This is a genomic window from Burkholderia oklahomensis C6786, assembly GCF_000959365.1.
GTDB classification, from domain to species: Bacteria; Pseudomonadota; Gammaproteobacteria; order Burkholderiales; family Burkholderiaceae; genus Burkholderia; species Burkholderia oklahomensis.
Map to the genome: position 1 here is coordinate 90,102 of NZ_CP009556.1, position 15,018 is coordinate 105,119.

The 15,018-nt window shown below is 66.9% G+C and carries 12 protein-coding genes; 7 read left to right on the plus strand and 5 right to left on the minus strand.

All coding sequences use genetic code 11. The features are described from left to right. Positions 1-106: 106 nt before the first annotated feature. The 3 genes from BG90_RS18615 to selD form a co-directional block, all read right to left on the minus strand. Positions 107-1,168 (minus strand): purine-nucleoside phosphorylase, encoded by a 1,062-nt coding sequence (locus tag BG90_RS18615; protein ID WP_010117920.1) that lies wholly within the window; start codon positions 1,166-1,168, stop codon positions 107-109. Positions 1,169-1,243: 75 nt separating this feature from the next. Next, a complete protein-coding gene (locus BG90_RS18620; RefSeq protein ID WP_232288916.1) occupies positions 1,244-1,525 on the minus strand; it encodes a hypothetical protein in 282 nt (93 codons plus the stop codon). Between the two features lie 148 nt (positions 1,526-1,673). Continuing rightward, a complete protein-coding gene (gene selD / locus BG90_RS18625; protein WP_010107675.1) occupies positions 1,674-2,738 on the minus strand; it encodes a selenide, water dikinase SelD in 1,065 nt (354 codons plus the stop codon). A gap of 217 nt (positions 2,739-2,955) precedes the next feature. On the opposite strand from selD, the gene BG90_RS18630 reads away from it, so the two are divergent. Next, on the plus strand, positions 2,956-3,792 hold the full coding sequence (locus tag BG90_RS18630) for a DMT family transporter (protein ID WP_010117917.1): 837 nt from the start codon (positions 2,956-2,958) through the stop codon (positions 3,790-3,792). A 28-nt stretch (positions 3,793-3,820) separates the two neighbouring features. On the opposite strand, the gene BG90_RS18635 is transcribed toward BG90_RS18630, so the two are convergent. Beyond that, positions 3,821-4,924: a porin gene (locus BG90_RS18635; protein ID WP_010117916.1), complete on the minus strand. Its 1,104-nt coding sequence runs from the start codon at positions 4,922-4,924 to the stop codon at positions 3,821-3,823. Positions 4,925-5,266: 342 nt separating this feature from the next. On the opposite strand from BG90_RS18635, the gene BG90_RS18640 reads away from it, so the two are divergent. Genes BG90_RS18640 through BG90_RS18650 form a run of 3 tightly spaced genes read left to right on the plus strand, consistent with a single transcriptional unit; the run spans position 5,267 to position 8,465 of the window. Then, positions 5,267-6,175 (plus strand): N-formylglutamate amidohydrolase, encoded by a 909-nt coding sequence (locus BG90_RS18640; protein ID WP_010117915.1) that lies wholly within the window; start codon positions 5,267-5,269, stop codon positions 6,173-6,175. Continuing rightward, entirely contained in the window at positions 6,172-6,939 is a 768-nt protein-coding gene (locus BG90_RS18645) for an IclR family transcriptional regulator (protein ID WP_010117914.1), read from the plus strand. Before BG90_RS18640 ends, BG90_RS18645 begins: the two co-directional genes overlap by 4 nt. Positions 6,940-6,959: 20 nt before the next feature. Continuing rightward, positions 6,960-8,465, plus strand: a complete 1,506-nt coding sequence (locus BG90_RS18650) for a YfcC family protein (protein ID WP_025990125.1) — start codon at positions 6,960-6,962, stop codon at positions 8,463-8,465. Positions 8,466-8,478: 13 nt separating this feature from the next. Here BG90_RS18650 and pdxR read toward each other — a convergent pair whose 3' ends face one another. Beyond that, complete coding sequence (gene pdxR, locus BG90_RS18655) at positions 8,479-10,047, minus strand: MocR-like pyridoxine biosynthesis transcription factor PdxR (protein ID WP_045568347.1); 1,569 nt, start codon at positions 10,045-10,047, stop codon at positions 8,479-8,481. Positions 10,048-10,189: 142 nt separating this feature from the next. On the opposite strand from pdxR, the gene BG90_RS18660 reads away from it, so the two are divergent. The 3 genes from BG90_RS18660 to BG90_RS18670 all read left to right on the plus strand — a co-directional run bounded on the left by BG90_RS18660 (position 10,190) and on the right by BG90_RS18670 (position 14,899). Further along, positions 10,190-11,473 carry a 4-aminobutyrate--2-oxoglutarate transaminase gene (locus BG90_RS18660; protein ID WP_010117908.1) on the plus strand — a complete coding sequence of 428 codons (1,284 nt, stop codon included), beginning with the start codon at positions 10,190-10,192 and terminating at the stop codon, positions 11,471-11,473. Between the two features lie 90 nt (positions 11,474-11,563). Then, positions 11,564-13,033: an NADP-dependent succinate-semialdehyde dehydrogenase gene (gabD, locus tag BG90_RS18665; RefSeq protein ID WP_010117907.1), complete on the plus strand. Its 1,470-nt coding sequence runs from the start codon at positions 11,564-11,566 to the stop codon at positions 13,031-13,033. Positions 13,034-14,200: 1,167 nt separating this feature from the next. Then, complete coding sequence (locus BG90_RS18670; RefSeq protein WP_010111491.1) at positions 14,201-14,899, plus strand: hypothetical protein; 699 nt, start codon at positions 14,201-14,203, stop codon at positions 14,897-14,899. Positions 14,900-15,018: the final 119 nt, after the last annotated feature.

Sequence of the window (15,018 nt, forward strand, 5' to 3'; positions counted from 1 at the left end):
AGCCCGATTCCGTCGCAGCTCGATCACTGGGACGACAGCACGCCTGTCTGGACGCCGTTTCGCTCGACCGCGCCCGCGCGCTGACGGGCAACGCGCATCGCGCGCATCAACGGCGCGGCACGCCGTCCTTCCATTCGCCCCAGTGCGTGACGATGTCCTGCACGAGCGGATTGCCCGCGCGATACAGGTTCTCGGTCGCGAGCGGGAAGCCGCCCTGCTCCGCGTAGTTGAGCAGATTGTCGACGCTCGTCTGGCCTTGATACGGGCGATCGAAATCCGAGCCGGTGCGCAGCACCGCGACGCGATTCAGATCCACGCGATTCACGCTCGACGCGCGCTTGAGCGCCTCGAACGTCGCGTTGTCCTCCTGCGCGGTCATGCAGTAGGTGCCCTTGTTGTCGGTGAGGATCTTCGTCCACTGGCGCGCACGCTCGCCGAGCAGCGTGCCGGAGAACCACGTGTTGCCCGACGACGTGTCGCAGCGGGTCACGACAGGCGGCTGGTTCGCGGGCGCGTAGTTGAACTTCGCGCGCGCCGTCTGCGCTTGCGCGCTGTCCGCGAGCTGCACGTGGCGCGACAGGGCGTAAGCGGCGTCCGCGAGCTTGCCGTTCAGTTGGAACACTTCGGTGCGATAGTCGAGCGGCGGCTTGTCGTTCGGGCTCTTCGTGTTGATGCCGAGATAGCCGCCGTTCCAGCCGGGCGGAATTTCGCGCGCGTCGAGCTCCCACTGAATGCCGAAGTCGACGAGGTACTTCGACCACGCGGCGGTGCCGAGCGTGCCGCTCGCCGGATCGACGCCCGCGATGCCCGAGATCAGGAAATACGTCTGCCGCAGATCGAAGCGGCGCGAGAACGTGAGCGCCATCATCGTCGACGCGGCGTTCGCGTAGCCCATGCCGGTCGTGACGACGCACACGTCCTGCTTGTTGCAATGCACGTCCGGATAGTCGGGCGACAGGCCGGGCACCGCGATGTTCTTCCACGGACCGAGACGATCGAGCCATGCCTGGCCTTCGGGGCCGAACATCGTAATGATCATCACCTTGACCGGGCGGCCCTGGGCACCGGCTTCGGCGAATGCGTCGCCGTTGTTCTGCGCGACGGACGGCGCCATCGCGCATGCGGCGAGCGAAAACACGGCGGCGGAAAGTATCGAGCGAGTCAGCATTAGCGTTCCTTATTAAAAGTGAGTTCGATGAGAACGGCGTTCGGAGACTGCGCGTGAAGTATAAAGGGTCAATATTCAGACGTGAGCGAAACTTGGGACGCCGTATGCGAGCACGACGGCGGCGGCGGCGGCCGCGCGGCCTGCGGTGGCCGCGAGCCGGCGGGGAGATTGGACGAAACGCCCGCGTGCGCTGCCGCCGAGCGCGAGCAGGCGCTGTCCGGCGAGACGGCCGATGAGCATCGCGATTGCGCGCGGCAGCCGATGCGCATGAGCGAACGCGACCGGCGATGATGACGATGACGCATCGCCATGGAACAGCAGGATCGTCAGCGGGTTCGCGCGCGTGACGAAGAACATCGATATGAACGGGCGCTCGCACGATGAAGGCCATGCGCGGCCGGATGCGCGGCGCAGCGCGCGACGCATGCGACTGCGCGCGCGATACGAAATGAAAAATGTGAAGGCCGCGACGCCGATCGTCCGGCGTCGCGAACGCAAGCGCGCGTCAGCTCACGTCGACGCGCGCCGGCCCGTCGACCATCTCGCCGATCACCGTGGCGCGATCGAAGCTGTCGTCGCGGAAGCATGCGAGCACGTCGTCGACCGCGTCGGGCGCGCACGCGACGAGCAGCCCGCCCGACGTCTGCGGATCGGTGAGCAGCGTCTGCGCGACGGCGGGCAGGCCGTCGCGCAGACGCACGTCGTGGCCGTACGCCGCCCAATTGCGGCCGGACGCGCCCGTGAACACGCCGTCGGCCGCGAACGCCTCGACGCCCGCGAGCCAAGGCAGCGCGCCGTAGCGCACGCGCGCGGTCAGCCCCGCGCCGCGCGCGAGCTCGAGCGTGTGACCGAGCAGGCCGAAGCCCGTCACGTCGGTCAGCGCATGGACGCCCGGCAGCGCGGCGAGCGCCGTGCCCGGCCGGTTGAGCTTCGTCGTCGTCGCGATCATCTGCGCGTAGCCGCCGGCATCGAGCCGGTCCTTCTTCAGCGCGGCGGACAGCACGCCGACGCCGAGCGGCTTGCCGAGCACGAGCACGTCGCCCGCGCGCGCGGCCGCATTGCGCTTCACGCGCGCCGGATGGACGATGCCGAGCGCCGCGAGCCCGTAGATCGGCTCGACCGAATCGATCGAATGGCCGCCCGCGACCGGAATGCCCGCGTCCGCGCACACCGCCTCGCCGCCGCGCAGCACCGCGGCGATCGTCTCGTGCGGCAGCACGTTGATCGGCATGCCGACGAGCGCGAGCGCGAGAATCGGCTTGCCGCCCATCGCGTAGACGTCGGACAGCGCGTTCGTCGCGGCGATCCGGCCGAAGTCGAACGGGTCGTCGACGATCGGCATGAAGAAATCGGTGGTCGCGACGATCGCCTGCTCGTCGTTCAGACGATAGACGGCGGCGTCGTCGGACGTCTCGGTGCCGACGAGCAGGTCGGGAAAGAGCGCGGGCGGCGCATTGCGCTTGAGCAGCTCCGACAGCACGCCGGGCGCGATCTTGCAGCCGCAGCCGCCGCCGTGCGACAGGCTCGTGAGGCGCGGCGGCGCCGCGTCGGTTTGCTTGGTCTCGGTCATCGCGGAATCCGGTAAAAGACAGAACGCTCTATTATCGACAATCCGGCGCGCGATTGCGCGCAAGCCCGCCGTGCGCCGCACTGTGCTCCCGCTACACGCGGCGCGCGCCCGCGCATGCCCGCACCCGCCCGCGAGCCGACGCGAAATTGGAAACACGGCGATAATCGTGCGCTTCGCCATCCCGGCCAGCCGCTGTCGGCCGCACGTTCCCGCGTCGATGGATCAACTGTTCGTCCTGCTCGTGTTGTTCTCCGCGCTGCTGCACGCGGTGTGGAACGCATTCCTGCACGTCAGCGAAGACCGCGTCGCGCAGCTCGGCACGATGTCGGTGCCGTATCTGCTGTTCGGCGCGGCGCTCGCGCTCGCGCTACCGCTGCCGCCCGCGCCCGCGTGGCCGTACGTCGCGGCGTCGGCGCTCCTCGAGCTCGGCTATTGCGTCGCGCTGCTGCGCGCGTATCGCAGCGGCGAGTTCAGCCAGATCTACCCGATCGCGCGCGGGCTGTCGCCGCTCGCCGTCTGCGCGCTCGCGCTCGTCGTGCTCGGCGAGCAGCCGACGCCGTACGCGCTCGCCGGCATCGCGCTCGTGTCGCTCGGGATCGTGTCGCTCGCGTTCAAGCGCGGCTTCCGGTTTTCCGGCGACAGCGTCCCGTACGCGATCCTGACCGGCCTCTTCATCGCCGCATACTCGGTCGTCGACGGCCGCGGCGTGCGGCTCGGCGGCGACCCGCTCGCGTACGTCGCATGGGTGTACCTGTTGTGGAACGCGCCGCAGTTCGCGCTGATCTGCCGGCTGCGCGGCGGCTTGCGCGCGGTCGTCGGCACGCGCGCCGCCGTGTCGCGCGGGCTCGTCGCCGGCACGCTGTCGCTCGCCGCGTATGCGATCGCGATCGTCGCGTACCGGCATCTGCCCGTCGCGACCGTGTCCGCGCTGCGCGAGACGAGCTCGATCTTCGCGGTCGCGATCGGCTGGTTCGCGCTGCGCGAGCGTCCCAACGCGCGGCGGCTCGCCGCATGCGCGATGGTCGTCGCGGGCGCGATGCTGATCCGGCTGTGACGCGGCGCGGCGGCGAGCGGGCGGCGCGTCAGAACTTGTGCCGGACGCCCGTCACCGCGACGATCTGCGTTCGCGTGCTCGACGGATTCGAGATCCCCTCGATCGCGGCCATCGTGCTCGACGACGCGCGCTGGTAGAACGCGTTCAGATACACGTCGGTCCGCTTCGACAGGAAATACTGGATCCCCGCGTTCGTCTGCAGATAGTGCGCGTCGTGCGTGGCCGCATGCGACGCGAGCACCTGCGTGTACGTCTCGCCGAACGCGATCTGCACGGCGGGCGTCACGCGGTAGCGGACGCTGCCCTCGAAGTTGTTGAAGCGCTCGGCGCCGCCCGTCTGCAGGCTGAACAGCGAACTCGTGTACAGCAGCCCGAACGTCGCGCCGCCCCATGTGTACGCGCCGCCCGCGCCCCAGATCTGCTGGCGCGCGACGCCCTTGACGAACGTGTAATAGTTGTCCGACGCGATCGCGCCCGTCGCGTCGATCGCCGGATGATCGACGCGCACGTAGGCGGCGCCCAGTTGCAGCGGGCCGTGCGTGTAGCTCGCGCCGATGCTCCACGTGCGGTTCTGCGCGAACGACGTCGAGTTCGAGAAGCCGTACGTGCCGATTGCGCGCACGCCGCCCCAATCCGGCGTCTGATACTGCACCGAATTGTTCGTGCGGAACGTGTTGTTCAGGTCGTCGGTGTCGAACGGATGCAGCGCGTACTGCGTGAGCGCGGTGCTCGCGCCGATCTGCAGCGGCGCGAGGGTTTCCTGCACCGCGTTGTACTGACGCCCCATCGTGAAGGCCCCCCAACGATCGTTCGACAGCCCGACGTACGCGCGGCGCCCGAACAGCCGGCCGCCCTGGCCCGCGGTGCCGTTTTCGATGTTGAAGCCGTTCTCGAGGCGGAACACGGCGCTCGTGCCGCCGCCGAGATCCTCCCGGCCGACGAGCCCCCAGCGCGCGCCCTGCTCGTTGCCGCCCGTCGCCTGCCACGCGGCGTGCCCCTTCTGGTTGTTCGTGTACGTGATGCCGGAATCGACGATGCCGTACAGCGTCACGCTCGATTGCGCGCCCGCCGGCAGCGCCGCCGCGCCGATCCCGATCCCCGCCACTGCCGTCGCCAGACTCTTTCGCTTCATCTCAAACCTCTTGCGTCGTTTCGTTGGTCGATCGGACGGATTCGCTCCATCCGCGACGTGTTTTAATGAATAAAACATCGTCTTATTTATTATTGAAAACGCAAAATTCAGCCGTCAATCGACATGAAACGTCTGAATATTTCATCGACGAAGGATCGATCGAGAGCCGTTTCGACAAGCAAAACAACTTCAATACAGTCAAATACTTAGACCACATTCCAGACGATTCGACGAGACGATCGAAAGGACTTGACCGGCGATTTTGGTCATTATTCAATATCAATACGCTGTTTCGATCAATAAAACATACGCCCTGAACCTTAGGTGAATTACCCGATAAAAATGGTGACGTTTAATCGCAACACCGTCGCGCTGGACGAGCGCTTCGCCTGCTTCGTCGCGCAACCGCTCGCCGCCACGCTGCCGATCGTCGTCGATTCGCCGCACAGCGGGATCGCGTATCCGCCCGACTTCGGCGCCGTCGCGCCGCGCGACGCGATCCTCACGTCATGGGACGCTTTCGTCGACGAGCTGTGGGCAGGCGCCCCCGAGCGCGGCGGCGCGCTGATCGGCGCGCGCTTTCCGCGCGCGTACATCGATCCGAACCGCGCCGTCACCGACATCGACGCCGCGCTCCTCGCCGAGCCGTGGCCCGAGCCGCTCGCGCCGCAGTCGTACACGCAGCGCGGGATGGGCCTCATCCGCCGCTACGCGCTGCCGGGCGTGCCGCTCTACGACCGCAAGCTGTCGCTCGCCGAGGTGCGCCACCGGATCGACACGTACTACCTGCCGTACCGGCGCGCGCTCGCGGACGCGGCCGAGCCGCTCTATGCGAAGCACGGCGCGCTGTGGCACGTCGACTGCCATTCGATGAAGTCGCGCGGCAACGCGATGAACGTCGACGCGAACGCCGCGCGCCCCGACGTCGTCGTCAGCGACCGGCTCGGCACGACGGCCGATCCGGCGTTCACGCGATGGACGGCCGACTGGTTCGCGCGCGAGGGCTACCGCGTGCAGGTCAACACGCCATACCAGGGCGGCGATTTGCTGACCGCGCTCGCCGCGCCCGCGCGGCGCCGTCACAGCATCCAGATCGAATTCAACCGCGCGCTGTACATGGACGAAGCCGCGTTCGACAAGCACGCGGGCTTCGGCGCGCTCAAGCGCGCCGTCGACGCCTACCTGGACGCGCTCGCCGGCCATGTGCGCGCGCAACTGCCGGCGTGCTCCGGCGAAGGGGAATCGCAATGAACTACATCGTCGACGCGGTCGACAGCGCGCTGAAGCTGCTGAGCTACGTGGCCGAGCATCCGCATCTCGGCGTGACCGAGCTCGCGTCGAAGCTCGGCATCAACAAGTCGCGCACGTACCGGATGCTGTGCACGCTCGAGCTGCATCGCTTCGTCGTGCAGGACGAGCGCACGTCGACCTACGCACTCGGGCCGCAGGCGTTCGTGATCGGCGTCGCGGCGTCGCAGCAGAACGCGCTCGTGCGCGCCGCGCAGCGGCACATGCTCGCGCTCAGCCAGGCGATCAACGAGACCGTCGTGCTGCGCGTGCGCGAAGGGCTCGAGACGGTCTGCGTCGCGCGTTGCGAGACGACGCACGAGATCCGCACGATCGGCTCGGTCGGCAACCGGCGGCCGATCAGCCTCGGCGCGTCCGGCAAAGTGCTGCTCGCGTTCGCGCCCGACGCGGTGCGCGACGAATTTTTCATACGCGTGCGCAAGACCGCGCAGGGCGATCCGCTCAGGCTCGTCGAGGAGCTCGACGCGATCGCGCGCAAGGGCTATGCGGTGAGCGTCGGCGAAGTGACGGCGGGCGCCGTCGCGATCGCGGTGCCGGTGCGCGACCTGACGGGCGCGGCGGTCGCCTCCGTCAGCGTGACGGGGCCGGAGATGCGGGTGAGCCGCGCCGAGATCCCCGACTATCTCGAACGGCTGCAGGCCTGCAGCCACGCAATCTCGGCCGAACTCGGCTACGTCCCCGCGCGCGCCGCGCTGCAACCCGCATGAACGCCAGCCCGACCACGACCATGCTCGCCTCGTCCACGCCTCCCGCCGAAACGCCTCAAGCGTCCGATATGCCCGACACGCGCGACACGCGCGACACGCCCGCGCACGACGCGTCGCCGCGCCCCGGGCACAAGCCGCACGGCAAGATGCTGCATCCGGTCGTGATGATGATCTGGGTGCTCGCGGCGGCGATCGCGCTGACCTGGTTCGTCGATTCCGGCCGCTACGCGCGCAGCGGCAAGCTCGTCGTGCCCGGCACCTATCAGGTCGTGCCGAAGGCGACGCCGCTCGCGACGCTCGTCGCGCCCGTCGTCAGCAAGAGCACGCCGGAGCGCGCGATGCCCGCGAGCCTCGTGTCCGCTTTCGTCGCGGTGCCGAACGGGCTCGTCAAGAACGCGCCGCTCATCTTCATGGTGATGTTCGTCGGCGGGATGTTCGGCGTGATGCGCAGGACGGGCGTCGTCGACGCGGGCATCGACCGGCTGCTGCAGCTCACCGGCAACGACGTCTATCTGCTCACGCCGCTGCTGATGATCCTGATCGGGCTCGGCAGCACGCTGCTCGGCTTCATCTCCGAATATCTCGTGATCATTCCGATGGTGATGGTGATCGCGCGGCGGCTCGGGCTGTCGAACCTGTTCGCGGTCGCGCTCGTCGCGATCGCCGCGAAGATCGGCTACGTCGCGTCCGTCACCAATCCGCTCGCGCTCGCCGTCGCGCAGCCGCTCGTCGGCGTGCCGCTCTTCAGCGGCGTCGCGCTGCGCGCCGCGGTGTTCGTCGTCTATCTGACGGTCGGCATCCTCTATCTGCTGCGCCACGTGAAGAAGAGCGGCTACCGGCGCGAGCCCGCGAAGGCGCTCGCGCACGCGCATCCGGCCGCGCGGCTGTCGGTGCGCCACAAGGCGACGCTCGCGGTCTTCGCGGCGGCGGTCGCGATGCTCATCGTCGGCACGCGCGAGCTGAAGTGGGGCAACGTCGAGCTGTCGGCGTTCTACGCGTTCGTCGCGATCGCAACCGCCGTGGTGGGCGGGCTCGACACGCGCAGCGCCGCCGACGCGTTCGTCGACGGAATGAAGAGCATGATGCTCGCGTCGCTGCTGATGGGGCTCGCCGCATCGGTCGAGCTGCTGCTGCAGAACAGCCTCGTGCTCGACACGCTGATCCATCTGTTCACGCGGCTCGCGAACGGCCAGTCGCCGGTGTGGGTTGCAAACGGCCTGATGGCCGTGCAGATGGTGCTCGACGTGTTCATTCCGTCGGTATCGGGCAAGGCGGCCGTCAGCATGCCGATCATCGGGCCGATCGCGCAGCTCTCGGGCGTGAGCGGCCAGACGTCGGTGCTCGCGTTCGTGCTGGGCGGCGGGCTCACGAACCTCGTCACGCCGACGTCCGGGATGCTGCTCGCTTATCTCGCGACCGCGCGCGTCGATTTCGGCGCGTGGCTGCGCTTCGCGCTGCCGCTCTTCGGCTTGCTGCTCGCGCTGTCGTGCGGCGTGCTCGCGTTCGCCGTGTGGATCGGCTACTGACGGCGCGCGCCGCTCAGCGCGCGGTCGCCGCGGCCCTCGTCCGAACCGCGGCCGCCGTCGGCGCCGCGTGCCCGAACACCACGTCGTCGATCGCGTGCGACAGCGTGTCGAACGCGCGCGCGATCTCGTCCTCCGGCACGCAAGCGTATCCCAGCAGCAGCCCCGGCGACGCGCGCCGCGCATCCGCGTAATACCCGGACAGCGCGCGCACCACGATGTCGCGCTCGAGCGCCGCGCACGCGACCGCCCGATCGTCGGCGCCGTCCGGCAGCCGCATCACGAGATGCAGCCCGGCGTCGCCGCCGACCGCGGGCAACGCGTCGCCGTAGCGGCGCGCGAGCGCGTCGAGCAGCGTCTGCCGGCGCTGCCCGTACAGCGTGCGCATCTTGCGGATGTGCGACACGAAGTGCCCTTCGGCGATGAACTCGGCGAGCACCGCCTGCTGCAGCAATTGCCCTTCGCGGTACAGCTCGGCGCTCGCGGTCGCGAAGCGCTCGGCGAGCGGCTCCGGCACGACCAGATAGCCGACCCGCAAGCCCGGAAACAGCGTCTTGCTGAAGCTGCCGACGTAGATCACCTGCTCCGCCGTGTCGAGCCCCTGCAGCGACGCGAGCGGCCGGCTGCCGTAGCGGAATTCGCTGTCGTAGTCGTCTTCGATGATCCATGCGCCGTGCTGGCGCGCGTATTCGAGCAGCATCCGCCGCCGCGCGAGGCTCATCACCATCCCGAGCGGATACTGGTGCGACGGCGTGACGAGCATCAGCTTCGGCGGCGCCGCGAAGTCGGCGGCGGTCGGCGCGATCCCCTCTTCGTCGACGGAAATCGGCCGCGTCGTCAGGCCCGACACGTGCATCACGCTGCGCACGCCCCAGTAGCACGGGTCCTCGGTCCAGATCACGTCGCCCGGATCGGTCAGCAGGCGCACCGCGAGATCGATCGACTGGTGGATCCCCGTCGTCACGATGATCTGCCCGGGCGCGCAGCGCACCGAGCGCGACGTGCGCAGATAGTCGGCGAGCGCCTCGCGCAGCAGCGCGAGCCCGCCGCCCGGCGCGTAGGTCAGCAATTCGGGGCGCAAGCGCCGCCAATACTTGTTGTGCAGCCGCGTCCACACGCGCGCCGGGAAGCGCGACACGTCCGGCACGCCCGGCATGAACGCGCCGCCCTGCCGCTTCGACACGCCCGCGCCGCCGACGAGGCGCGCGCCGCGCGCGGACAGCGCGCGGGGCGCCGCGGGGCCGGAATCGGCGTCGATCGCCGGAACCGAGGCCCGCGGCTGCGGCTCGGCCGGCGCGCCGACGATCTCGTCGGGCGCGCTGTCCGCGACGAACGTGCCGCGCCCGGTCGCCGACGTCACGTAGCCTTCGAGCGCGAGCTGCTCGTAGACCTGCGTGACGGTGTTGCGCGCGATCCCGAGCTCCGCCGCGAGGAGCCGCGACGACGGCACGCGCGCGCCCGCCGGCAGCTCGCGGGTCAGGATCGCCTGCTGCAGCAGGCGGTGCAGTTGCCGATAGATCGGCTGCGCGCCGCCGCCGCGCACGATCCGCTGCGCCAGCCAGTCCGACAGCACGCTCACCCGCATAATTGGCTCCTACATATTTATTAAAATGGCTCTGATTTTCAGAGCCAAGTTTGATTATAGTCGTTTCAACGCGCACGCCGGGACGACGTGCCCGCCGACGGCCGTCGCCGCCGGCGCATTCGAACCACGAGGAGAGACGATTGTGAAAAATGCCGATCTGCACGCCCGCAAGAACGCGGCGACGCCGCGTGGCGTCGGCGTGATGTGCGACTTCTACGCCGCGCGCGCCGAGAACGCCGAGCTGTGGGACGTCGAGGGCCGCCGCTTCATCGATTTCGCGGCCGGCATCGCGGTCCTGAACACGGGCCACCGCCATCCGAAGATCGTGAAGGCGATCGCCGAGCAGCTCGAGCACTTCACGCACACCGCGTACCAGATCGTGCCGTACGCGTCGTACGTCGAGCTCGCCGAGAAGATCAACGCGCGCGCGCCGATCGCGCAGCCGAAGAAGACCGCGTTCTTCACGACGGGCGCGGAAGCGGTCGAGAACGCCGTGAAGATCGCGCGCGCGTACACCGGCCGGCCGGGCGTGATCGCGTTCGCGGGCGGCTTCCACGGCCGCACGATGATGGGCATGGCGCTGACGGGCAAGGTCGCGCCGTACAAGCTCGGCTTCGGCCCGTTCCCGGGCGACGTGTTCCACGCGCCGTACCCGAACGCGCTGCGCGGCGTGACGACCGCCGATTCGATCGCCGCCGTCGAGACGCTGTTCAAGGCCGACATCGATCCCAAGCGCGTCGCCGCGATCATCTTCGAGCCGGTGCAGGGCGAAGGCGGCTTCAACCCGGCGCCCGCCGACTTCGTGCGCGCGCTGCGCAAGCTGTGCGACGCGCACGGCATCCTGCTGATCGCCGATGAAGTGCAGACGGGCTTCGCGCGCACGGGCAAGCTGTTCGCGATGGAGCACTACGACGTGTCCGCCGATCTGATGACGATCGCGAAGAGCCTCGCGGGCGGGATGCCGCTGTCGGGCGTCGTCGGCCGCGCGGACGTGATGGACGCCGCCGCGCCGGGCGGCCTCGGCGGCACGTACGCGGGCAATCCGCTCGCCGTCGCCGCCGCGCATGCGGTGCTCGACGTGATCGACGAAGAAAAGCTCGCCGACCGCGCGACCGTGCTCGGCGACAGGCTGAAGGCGAAGCTCGCCGCCTTGCGCGCCGACGTGCCGCAGATCGTCGACGTGCGCGGGCCGGGCGCGATGGTCGCCGCCGAGTTCGTCGATCCGGACACGCGCGCATCCGACGCCGCGTTCACGAAGCGCGTGCAGGCGCTCGCGCTCGAGCGCGGCCTGCTGCTGCTCATCTGCGGCGTCGACGCGAACGTGATACGTTTCCTGTTTCCGCTCACCATTCCGGATGCCGTGTTCGACGAAGCGCTCGGCATGCTCGAGAGCGTGCTGAAGGAGGCGGTGGGCGTGCCCGCCTGAGCGCCTGAGTCTTCGCCGCCGCGCGCGCGTCACGGCATCGCCGCGTCGCGCCCGGCGGCATCAATCGTTTCCGCATACGGTCGACACACGATGAATACAGATCACGAAACCCTTGCACTGAAAGATCCCGCGCTGCTGCGCGGGCGCGCGTTCGTCGCGGGCGAATGGCAGGCCGCCGACGGCGGCGCGACGTTCGAAGTCCGCAATCCGGCGACGGGCGCGCTGGTCGGCACGGTGCCCGCGATGGGCGCGGCCGAGACGCGCCGCGCGATCGACGCGGCGAACGCCGCGTGGCCCGCGTGGCGCAAGCGCACCGCGAAGGAGCGCGCGGCGATCCTGCGCAAGTGGCACGATCTGATGATCGCGCACGCGGACGACCTCGCGCTGATCCTCACGACCGAGCAGGGCAAGCCGCTCGCGGAAGCGAAGGGCGAGATCGGCTATGCGGCGTCGTTCCTCGAATGGTTCGCGGAAGAAGGCAAGCGCGTGTACGGCGACACGATCCCGACGCACGCCGCCGACAAGCGGATCGTCGTGACGAAGGAGCCGGTCGGCGTGTGCGCGGCGATCACGCCTTGGAACTTTCCGGCGGCGATGATCACGCGCAAGGTCGGCCCGGCGCTCGCGGCGGGCTGCCCGATCGTCGTGAAGCCGGCCGAGGCGACGCCGTTCTCGGCGCTCGCGATGGCGGTGCTCGCCGAGCGCGCGGGCGTGCCGGCCGGCGTGTTCAGCGTCGTCACCGGCGACCCGAAGGCGATCGGCGGCGAGCTGACGTCGAACCCGATCGTGCGCAAGCTGTCGTTCACCGGCTCGACGCCCGTCGGGCGCCTGCTGATGGCGCAATGCGCGCCGACCGTGAAGAAGGTGTCGCTCGAGCTCGGCGGCAATGCGCCGTTCATCGTGTTCGACGATGCGGATCTCGATGCGGCGGTCGACGGCGCGATCGCGTCGAAGTACCGCAACAGCGGGCAGACGTGCGTATGCACGAACCGCTTCTACGTGCACGAGAAGGTCTACGACGCGTTCGCCGAGAAGCTGTCCGCGGCCGTCGCGAAGCTGAAGGTCGGGCTCGGCACCGAGGCGGGCGTCGTGCAGGGGCCGCTCATCAACGAAGCAGCCGTGACGAAGGTCGAATCGCACATCGCGGACGCGCTCGACAAGGGCGCGCGCGTGACGACGGGCGGCAAGCGCCACGCGCTCGGCCACGGCTTCTTCGAGCCGACCGTGCTGACGGGCGTCACGCCCGACATGAAGGTCGCGAAGGAAGAGACGTTCGGGCCGCTCGCGCCGCTCTTCAGGTTCTCGACCGACGACGAAGCGATCCGCCATGCAAACGACACCGAGTTCGGCCTCGCCGCGTATTTCTACAGCCGCGACATCGGCCGCGTGTGGCGCGTCGCGGAATCGCTCGAATACGGGATGGTCGGCATCAACACCGGGATCATTTCGAACGAGGTCGCGCCGTTCGGCGGCGTCAAGCAGTCGGGCCTCGGCCGCGAAGGATCGCACTACGGGATCGACGACTACGTCGTGATCAAGTACATGTGCGTCGCCGTGTGACGTCCGACGCGTGCGCGCGCCGCTTGTGCGGCGCGCGCACGCGAAACGCGGTCGGACATCCCGTCCGAACAGACCGACCAATCCGCCTCCACAATCCCTCTTGGGTCCAATTGCGTTCGCAATTGGTTTGCGCACAACTGTCGATCCAGTTCCTCACGTAACGCGTGTGCAGTTCAATATTGACGGCCAAACTCGCCCCCGGAAACCCGAAAGGCGCGGAGTACGCTCCATCGCCAATCAAGGCGAATCGACCCGTCGCGCCCGGGACCGTTCCCGAGATCGGCCTGACCTATGGCCAGACAATCATGAAGGTCAGGCGCATCGCAATAAGGTTGTGGTCGCTTTAGCGAAAAAACAGCTCCCTTCAATTCCATCTTTCTTCAAAATTCCAAAAATCCGCCGAAAGTTCAAACATATCGCGGCGCACTTTTTCGAGACCGCCCCGTGATATTGACCAGATCGTAATATCTAGTCTGATTAGCACGCTCGATTGCATTCATGATATAGAATCGAACAATTGATTTATATATTAACCTGCTCGCAGCGCATTTGGCCATGCACCCAGACTTGGTTTGCATTTTACAGTAATGCCAAATGCGATACTACATGCCGGACATTCACTGCTCCGAACCTTTTATCGTCGAATATAGCGCAGCGCGTCTCGCATCCCCTGGCGCATCTTGCGCTATGAAGTTTCAGCCTCCCAAATTGAAGAATATGAACGGCTCGCTGGGCAAACGATGTGGACACGCGAGCCAGCACCGCGCAGCTCATATCCAAACGAATCGTTACCATTAACGGCCCGATTGATTGCCTCTCCATTTCCGAATAAACGAGATTTCGCCAAACACAACTCACCTGCTTTATCTTATCGAGAAAAACGATCAGTCATTCACCAGCCACCGCATCCATCTGACGTTTATCACATCCATTTTAAATTTTCGAACCAATCAGGCATTTTCAATATAAACAAATTATTAATTTCATCCTTGTAAAAATAAACTTTGATTGAAAAACAATAAGCTAACTTTAAAATTAGCCGCCATTCTTATTGACATCTCCGGATATATACCTAGACTCCTCGTGAGGCACGACAATTCGGTCATAATCCCGGCCTCGATCAAAAACCCGCAGCGATACAACTCATTCATAACAGGAGTTTTCGTCATGAGGGACATTCTCGCGACAATTCGTAAGAAAAAGGCAGCGCTCCTCGACCACCCGGTCTTTCCGCAACTCGAAGCAGTCACTCTCCCCCAAATCAAGGAAATGATGCGCGTCTGGTCGCCGTTGCTGATTCATTTGGCGATGACGTTCCGCGATATCAATCGAATGTATTACCACTACGAAAAGCCGGAAAACGACTTGCAGAACGCGATCAACGATCATGTCGACGTCGACAGCGAGCACTGGCGCATGATGGTTTCGGACATCAAGACGCTCGGCGTCAACGGTAGAGCCGTCGATTGCGAAAGCGCAATCGACGTGATCTGGGACGATCTCGGCGCGCCCGTGCGGAAGTACATGTATTCGCTCGTGTCGCGCGCGCGGCGGTGCGGCGACTGCCCGCTGCTCAAAATGGCGTCGATGGAAGCCGGCGAAGCGACGTCGAAGGTCTTCTTCACCACATCGCGCAAGCTCGCGGCGGCCTACGAGGCGGACACGGGCCATACGCTTCGCTATCTGGGCGCGGAGCACATCGACAGCGAGCTCGATCATGCGATCAACGAATCGATCTTCTTCGACCAGCGCCTGTCCGCCGACAAGCAAGCGGATGCGCTGTCGATCGTCGACGATCACTTCCGCAGCTTCCTTGCCTTCCTCGACTACAAGTACGAGGTCAACAAGCTCGCGCTCGCCAATTGACAAGAATCCGGGCACCGCCCGGGCATGACTCTCGCGAGACCGAAGTCCGGCTCAATCATTAAGTGATTCCAACCGAATTGCCGCGCCGGGCGGCGGGATCCGCTCGCGAACTTGACGTT

What these genes read in the sequence shown, in the direction of transcription:
- BG90_RS18615 (WP_010117920.1), bottom strand. Translation starts at nt 1,168, where the DNA reads ATGCTGACTCGCTCGATACTTTCCGCCGCCGTGTTTTCGCTCGCCGCA.
- BG90_RS18620 (WP_232288916.1), bottom strand. Translation starts at nt 1,525, where the DNA reads ATGTTCTTCGTCACGCGCGCGAACCCGCTGACGATCCTGCTGTTCCAT.
- selD (WP_010107675.1), bottom strand. Translation starts at nt 2,738, where the DNA reads ATGACCGAGACCAAGCAAACCGACGCGGCGCCGCCGCGCCTCACGAGC.
- BG90_RS18630 (WP_010117917.1), top strand. Translation starts at nt 2,956, where the DNA reads ATGGATCAACTGTTCGTCCTGCTCGTGTTGTTCTCCGCGCTGCTGCAC.
- BG90_RS18635 (WP_010117916.1), bottom strand. Translation starts at nt 4,924, where the DNA reads ATGAAGCGAAAGAGTCTGGCGACGGCAGTGGCGGGGATCGGGATCGGC.
- BG90_RS18640 (WP_010117915.1), top strand. Translation starts at nt 5,267, where the DNA reads ATGGTGACGTTTAATCGCAACACCGTCGCGCTGGACGAGCGCTTCGCC.
- BG90_RS18645 (WP_010117914.1), top strand. Translation starts at nt 6,172, where the DNA reads ATGAACTACATCGTCGACGCGGTCGACAGCGCGCTGAAGCTGCTGAGC.
- BG90_RS18650 (WP_025990125.1), top strand. Translation starts at nt 6,960, where the DNA reads ATGCTCGCCTCGTCCACGCCTCCCGCCGAAACGCCTCAAGCGTCCGAT.
- pdxR (WP_045568347.1), bottom strand. Translation starts at nt 10,047, where the DNA reads ATGCGGGTGAGCGTGCTGTCGGACTGGCTGGCGCAGCGGATCGTGCGC.
- gabD (WP_010117907.1), top strand. Translation starts at nt 11,564, where the DNA reads ATGAATACAGATCACGAAACCCTTGCACTGAAAGATCCCGCGCTGCTG.
- BG90_RS18670 (WP_010111491.1), top strand. Translation starts at nt 14,201, where the DNA reads ATGAGGGACATTCTCGCGACAATTCGTAAGAAAAAGGCAGCGCTCCTC.